Source organism: Desulfobacula sp. (assembly GCF_021107415.1).
In genome coordinates this window covers 1-6,785 of sequence record NZ_JAIOSW010000386.1, presented here as the reverse complement: position 1 = coordinate 6,785, position 6,785 = coordinate 1, and the positions used below count along the sequence as shown (strand labels likewise).

Sequence of the window (6,785 nt, the reverse complement as noted above, 5' to 3'; positions counted from 1 at the left end):
TATTAAAGATCAAATCCACAATAAGAAAGATTAAAACTTTTATTATTCAAAGGAAAATCCGATATGCCTGTATCCCGTAAAGACATTGCAAGACCGTTCCAGTTGTGAAAAGAAGGGTCCTTGACTTTGTACCGAAGTATTTTCCCATTTTTGTCTGTCAAAATTGCATGGGAAACTTCTCCCCGCCATGCCTCATTAACGGTTACCACGAATGAAGAAGGCGCCAGATTAAAATTGCTGTTATCCACACATTGAGTTTCAACCGGTGCATTAATCAAAGATTGAATAATATGAATTGATTGCAGTATCTCATCATACCTTACTCTTGCACGGTCATATACATCGCCTGTGGGTTTTTTATTTTCAGGAATATCAATGTTGGAATAATGCTCTGTGGAAAATTCTCGTCTAACATCATACCCGATTCCGCTTGCCCGACCTGCCGGTCCTACCAGTCCTAATTTTTCAGCATCATCTGTACTGACAATACCGCAGTCTTCAAAACGGGCTCTTACAGTTGAAGCGGAAAAAAGGAGGTCAAGAACATGTTCCACCTGGGGTTTTAATTCTTTGAGGCGTTCATCAAGGGTTTTTCGAATATCATCGGCCAGCGAAAAACGAACTCCTCCGGGTCGTACCAATCCTTTCCCAAATCTATTCCCACATATAAGAAGCGCCAGATTTAAAAAATCTCCTCTAATACGTCCAAAATAATTGGCCGGCGGCAAAAAGGCCACATCACCGCTTAATGCCCCAAGATCACCAATATGATTGGCAAGACGTTCCAGTTCCAAAGCTATGGTTCGAATAATTTGAGCACCTTTGTCAGGTGTAATTGATGTAAGCGCCTCAACCGCCTGTGCCATGCACAGACTGTGACCGATGGTGGTATCCCCTGCAATATTTTCAGCAAGGATGGGCAATCTCTTTGCTTGAACGTTTAAGAAAAGATTTTCTACGCCTCTGTGCTGGTATCCCAGCTGTATTTCCAGGTGAAGCACTCGCTCACCAATACAGTTAAATCTGAAATGACCGGGTTCTATAACGCCTGCATGAACCGGTCCTACGGCAACTTCATGAATTTCATCACCGTCTACCTGGTAATAATCATAATTGCCAGGGATATCTTGTTTGTAATCGTTTTCAAAAATATCAGGAACATCCCTGTTGTTAGCATGATATCTGAACATTTTCAGCCAGGGATGACCCTCTGACCGTATACCGAATTGTTCGGCAATTTCCCTTTCAAACATGTGAAAAGGTTCACATGTTTTACTGAAACAAGGATAAGAATCTGGTGCATCACAGCCGACGACAAGGAGTTTATCCGTTCTTAAAACAGCCATGAATTTAATGGCATCATCATCCTTATAGGCAAAAAACTGAACAACCTTTCCTCCATCTTCCACAATGGAAAGAGCTGTCTTGTGAAATTCATCAAAGGAAAGATGAGGAATTTTTTCCCGTGCTAGTTTCTCACCATTTGAAACTTCTAAAAAAGCGTTAGTCATTAAAGTCCTCCGCCCAGGGCAGTCACTGCATCAATTATGGTTTGATATAATGTATCCGGCATGTAAAAGCATAATACCAGGGATGTTAAGAGCAATATATATTGTGGCCAGACCATACTGGCCCTTTCTTTGAAACCAAGTGTTTTATTTGAATCGCCTTTATTGAAATCACTTTTTTTAAAGTCACTAAAGGAAATTTTCATTACCTGGTTGGCAAATCCGGCAAAAATAACACAAAGGGTTGCAATAAAGATACCGGCTGCCACATAGTGACCCGTTTTAAATGCACCCACAATAATAAACATTTCTCCAATAAAAATTCCAAAAGGAGGGAACCCTGAAATACCGGCAAATCCGGCAAAAAAAGCTATAAATGTTTTGGGCAGGCACTTTACCATATCCCCGGTATTTTCAATAAATCTATTCCCATACCCCAGCAAAATATTTCCGGATGACAAAAACAGAGAAGATTTGATCAGGCTGTGGTGAATCATGCATATCATGGCGCCATATACACCGATACCACCAATTCCTGTTCCAAAGGCTATGATTCCCATATTCTCTATACTTGAATAAGCGAGCATTCTTTTATATTCGTTTTGTTTAAGAATAAAAGTGGCTGCTGCCAGAATGGACATCAAACCAAAAACAATAAGAATCGTACCGGAAAAATCATTCAGCCCTGCTGCATGCATAATTTTATTAGTCTTAAAAATACCCAGATAAGCACAGTTCAACAGCACGCCGGATAGTAGTGCCGAGGCAGGACTTGGCGCTTCGCTATGGGCATCCGGAAGCCACGTGTGCATGGGGGCAAGGCCCATTTTTGTCCCATATCCCACAAGTATGAATACAAACCCGGCTTTAAGCCACATGGGATCAAGCTCTCCTGCGACCATTGTCAGCGCTGAAAAAGAAAGCGGTGCATCAACGTTACCAATGTCCATGGCCAGGGTAATAAAGACTGATCCCAGAAGCGCCATGGCAATACCAACCGAACATATGAGGACATATTTCCAGGTAGCTTCAAGGGATGCCGCAGATCTGTGGGTATAGATCAGCGGTGCACTGGCAAGGGTTGTGGCTTCAATAGCGATCCACATTACCATGATATGATCGGAAAGTGTTACCATGGTCATGGTGGATAAAAACAGGATCATGGATCCTGTAAAAATATTTTCTTTCTGTATCTCACTTTCTTTAAGATAGGCAATAGTATATATGGAAATCAAAAAAAATAATAATGAAATTACCAAAAGCGATAACAACCCTTCGGATGTCACGGAAAAATAGCTTTCAAAAATTGCTGCCGGTCTATTTTTCCAAAGAAGGAGTGAAAGAAAAAGATGAATTGCTCCAGTTGCTACTAAAAGTTGACGGCTGATCGCTTTTGGAAGAAAAAAAGCAATAATGCCGGTTATAAAAGGCGTCAGAAAAACGATTTCTACCATGAAATAATACCTATTCCTTTAATGTTCTTAAATGAGCAGTATCAACATCATCAAACGTTCGTTTGATGTTTTGAAGTATGATGGCCATTATCATAACGCCGGCAAGCACATCCAGCAAAATCCCGAATTCAACAATATGACGGGCACGAATAGAAATTGTTGTTCCCACAAGATAAATACCATTTTCCATCATGATGTAACCCAATACCATGGCAATGGCATTTCTTCTTGCCATTAAGAGAAACATTCCTGAAACCAGAAGCGCTATGGCTGTAGGAAATAAGAGCTTATAGTCACTGATGGACACAATATTCAACTGCCGGCTGATGTATGTTGCGGCAACGATTAATCCAAGGCCGCATAGTATGGAAGCGTGATACCCGATAATGGGTTCTACCTCTCTTTTTATGGCCACCTTTTTTATGGCGATAAAAATGCTCATTGGAATAATAATGCCCCTGATTAATAATGTTACAAAGGTAAAGACAATTCCACCGGCATTCATATCGTGACCAATAAAAAATGGAACCATAGACACGACTATGCCTTGAAACGCAAGTACCTTTATTAGCCCCGGGAGCCGGCTGGACCCAAAGGAAAATAAAACAGAGAGCAGTACAAGTGACAAGATGGTATCAACCGGGTGTAGTATCATTAGATAAACTCCAAAGTGATAATGGTTGCAAAAAAGGCCAGGGCAAATGATGTCAGAACAAATTGCGGCACCTTATCCATTCTGTAACGGGCGATGACGGATTCCGTAACACCCACAGCCACATATACGATGATAAGCCCTATAATAAAAATAAAATATCCAATGGCGGGAAATCCGAAATCAAACGGTAAAATCAGCCTTGAAACAATCGTTGAATAGAAAAAGAGCTTACAGAATGACCCCAGTTCAATGAGTCCAAAATCAGGTCCGCTGTGATCTAAAACCATGACTTCATGAATCATAGTCAGTTCCAGATGTGTGGCAGGATCATCAACAGGAACCCTTGAATTTTCCGTCAACAGAATAATAAAAAGGGAAATCACTATAAACAGTAAAGGGGCACCGCCTGAATTCCACAGCACAAGGGTATTGTCCCCTGCAAAATAATCTGACAGCTGCAAATCTCCGGTCAACCGATAGAAAAAAATTAAAATCATAAACATGGCAGCTTCACAGATAATCGGGAAATAGGCTTCTCTTGCAGCTCCCATGCCTTCAAAGGGAGAGGCTGTATCCATGGCTGCTGCAATCGTAAAGAAACGGCCAAGTCCCATTAAATATAAAACCAAGATAATATCTCCGTTAAAGGAAAAAATCGGCTTGTGTCCTGCAATGGGCAAAAACATGAGCACGGTGATGGCAGATGCAAATGAAATGATGGGCCCAAGTTTAAAAACAGCGGTGGTACTGGTACTATAAACAGATCCCTTTTTAAAAAGCTTGATCAGAGTGTAATAATTGATCAGCAGGGGTGAGCCTTTTCTTCCTCCGAAAAAAGCCTTTACTTTAAACATAATGGCTGAAAAAAAAGGCGCTGTTAAAATTGCAAGAAGCCAGAGAATAATGGATTCAATCATAAAGTCTTCCCATTTGTTTGTTTTATATAAAAAATAATAACAATATTATAGCCAGTAAAATATAACCGATATAAAGATGAATATCACCGTGCTGAATCCATCTTAATTTATCAAATAAAAACAGCACCGGATTAACGATGACTCCTCTCATGTGAAGTTCTGCAATATCACTTACATGACTTGTGTAATACGTCTTTAAAGGAAAGCGACCTTTAATTGCCGGATGATCTTCTTCTAATGGTGCAGCAGGTCTGAAAAAATCAAGTATGAAAGATGCATATGAAGACCCGGTATACTGCATTTTAACTGTTGGCTGTGTAAAACCACATCCCCATGTTCCGGATTTTGTGATGGTTTTCCCTCTATACAAAAGCCACCGAGTTACGATAACAAACAATAAAGAGATAAGAAAAATAGTTGCAGCAAGCGTAATATTCCCTGTCATCTGCTCAAATGGCGCAAGAGAAATATGGCCATATTCCAGTCCTAAAGCGGATACGGCTCTAAGGGGCATGTGAATAATAAGATTTGGAAATAGCCCTGTCAAAACACAGGCACCGGCAAGAATCAACATGGATAAAAGCATGGTCGGGCCTTTTTCATTTACGTTAACCGCTGCTTTGGTTCTGGGTTCACCTTGAAAGGCAATACCGATTACCTTTGTAAAGCAGGCCAATGCCAACCCACCTATAACGGCAAGGCTGATAATAGCAAAACAACTCATGACAAAGGCGGATGTATCAAGAGCTACGCCTTTAAATCCACCGATATATATAAAAAATTCCCCTACAAATCCGTTACAGGGCGGAAGTCCACAAATGGCCAGGGAGCCAATGATAAAGGCGCCTCCGGTAATTTTCATATTTTTTAGCAATCCACCCAGAGCATCAATGGAACGGGTTCCGGTTTTATGAAGAACCATTCCAGCCCCCATGAAGAGGAGTGACTTGAAAATAGAATGATTGAGAACGTGAAGAAATGCTCCTGTAAAGCCAAGAACCGCCATCAAAGGATTCCCGGATGAAACGCCGATCATTCCAATGCCTAATCCGATTAAAATAATGCCAATATTTTCGACACTGGAATAGGCCAGTAATCGTTTGAGGTCCTGTTGCCCCAGTGCATAAACAATCCCAAGGATACCTGAAACCACTCCTGCAACAAGGACAATAGTCCCGAAAAGAGGCGTGTGAAAATTCAGTAATGTATACATTTTAACAATGCCGTAAATACCGGTTTTAATCATTACGCCGGACATAACGGCGGAAATATGGCTGGGGGCAGCGGGATGGGCATGGGGTAACCAGACATGAAAAGGAAATACACCTGCTTTTGAACCAAAACCAATAAAAGAAAAGATGAATATCACAATTTTTGCAGTTTGGGGGATGGAATCCACAGCGCCAAATCCAAAGCTGCCGGTATAACCGTAAATAATTCCAAATGCTGCAAATATGAACATGGCTCCTACATGGGAAAAAATAAAATACAGGTAACCTGCCCTTCGATTTTCAGAAGATTCGTAATCGTAAATGACAAGAAAAAAGGAGGATAGAGACATGATTTCCCAGGAAAGCATGAATGTAATGATATTTGCTGCGGTTACAACCAATGCCATGGAGACAATCAGGATACTGAAGAAAAAATAGTGAACAGCAATCCTCACTCTTTTTTCAGAATGGTCCATATAATGGAAACTGTAAATAGCAGCAAGGAGACAAACAGTAAAAATGGCCACAAGGAAAAATGCAGACAGTCCATCAATTTGAAATGAAAGTGAAAAAATGTTCAGATATTTAAAGGATGCTGTCTCACTGCCTGTCTGCACAAGTTTTGTCACAGCATCGATTAACCCCCAAAGACCAACGGCACTTAGCAAAAAAACTGCAATAATTTTCATTAATTTAAATTGCCGTGCTAAAACAAGAGATAAAAAACCTCCAAATAATATTATCAGTATTGATGTAAAAAATTGACTCATAAACTCCCCATTCTTTGTTTATTTCTATATTTTTTTTACAGATAAAGTCTGTTTTTACTAAAGTAGAACTTGTTTTTTGTCAAGAGAATATTCTTGCTGGGTATTAATGCCGGGAAATGATGGGCCGGTCTTCAGCGTCAATATCTATGCCGATGGTATCACCGGTCTTAAAGCCAAGACGTAAAAAATCTTTGACCACCTTATCGTGTCGGTCAACATGCCAGTAAGCTGACCAAAGTGGATTCCGTACGGTATCAATACCATATGCGT

Annotated in this window: 5 protein-coding genes; all 5 read right to left on the bottom strand. The window is 40.5% G+C overall.

Annotated elements, in window-relative coordinates:
* Positions 1–2 precede the first annotated feature (2 nt).
* The 5 genes from K8S13_RS19435 to K8S13_RS19415 are packed head-to-tail and all read right to left on the bottom strand — an operon-like array spanning position 3 to position 6,515.
* The gene (locus tag K8S13_RS19435; RefSeq protein WP_291465160.1) at positions 3–1,511 is read right to left on the bottom strand and encodes a hydrogenase; all 1,509 of its coding nucleotides are present in this window, start codon (positions 1,509–1,511) and stop codon (positions 3–5) included.
* Positions 1,511–2,962, bottom strand: coding sequence for a proton-conducting transporter membrane subunit (locus K8S13_RS19430; protein WP_291465158.1), 1,452 nt, complete (start codon positions 2,960–2,962; stop codon positions 1,511–1,513). The genes K8S13_RS19435 and K8S13_RS19430 overlap by 1 nt, the downstream gene beginning before the upstream one ends.
* A gap of 10 nt (positions 2,963–2,972) precedes the next feature.
* Positions 2,973–3,617: an NADH-quinone oxidoreductase subunit K gene (locus K8S13_RS19425; protein ID WP_291465156.1), complete on the bottom strand. Its 645-nt coding sequence runs from the start codon at positions 3,615–3,617 to the stop codon at positions 2,973–2,975.
* A complete protein-coding gene (locus K8S13_RS19420; protein ID WP_291465154.1) occupies positions 3,617–4,534 on the bottom strand; it encodes an NADH-quinone oxidoreductase subunit H in 918 nt (305 codons plus the stop codon). The genes K8S13_RS19425 and K8S13_RS19420 overlap by 1 nt, the downstream gene beginning before the upstream one ends.
* Positions 4,535–4,556: 22 nt before the next feature.
* Complete coding sequence (locus tag K8S13_RS19415; protein WP_291465152.1) at positions 4,557–6,515, bottom strand: proton-conducting transporter membrane subunit; 1,959 nt, start codon at positions 6,513–6,515, stop codon at positions 4,557–4,559.
* Between the last annotated feature and the right edge of the window lie 270 nt (positions 6,516–6,785).

Bases quoted from the DNA above. Each gene is read 5' to 3' on its own strand.
- K8S13_RS19420 (WP_291465154.1), bottom strand. From the start codon at position 4,534: ATGATTGAATCCATTATTCTCTGGCTTCTTGCAATTTTAACAGCGCCT.
- K8S13_RS19415 (WP_291465152.1), bottom strand. From the start codon at position 6,515: ATGAGTCAATTTTTTACATCAATACTGATAATATTATTTGGAGGTTTT.
- K8S13_RS19430 (WP_291465158.1), bottom strand. From the start codon at position 2,962: ATGGTAGAAATCGTTTTTCTGACGCCTTTTATAACCGGCATTATTGCT.
- K8S13_RS19435 (WP_291465160.1), bottom strand. From the start codon at position 1,511: ATGACTAACGCTTTTTTAGAAGTTTCAAATGGTGAGAAACTAGCACGG.
- K8S13_RS19425 (WP_291465156.1), bottom strand. From the start codon at position 3,617: ATGATACTACACCCGGTTGATACCATCTTGTCACTTGTACTGCTCTCT.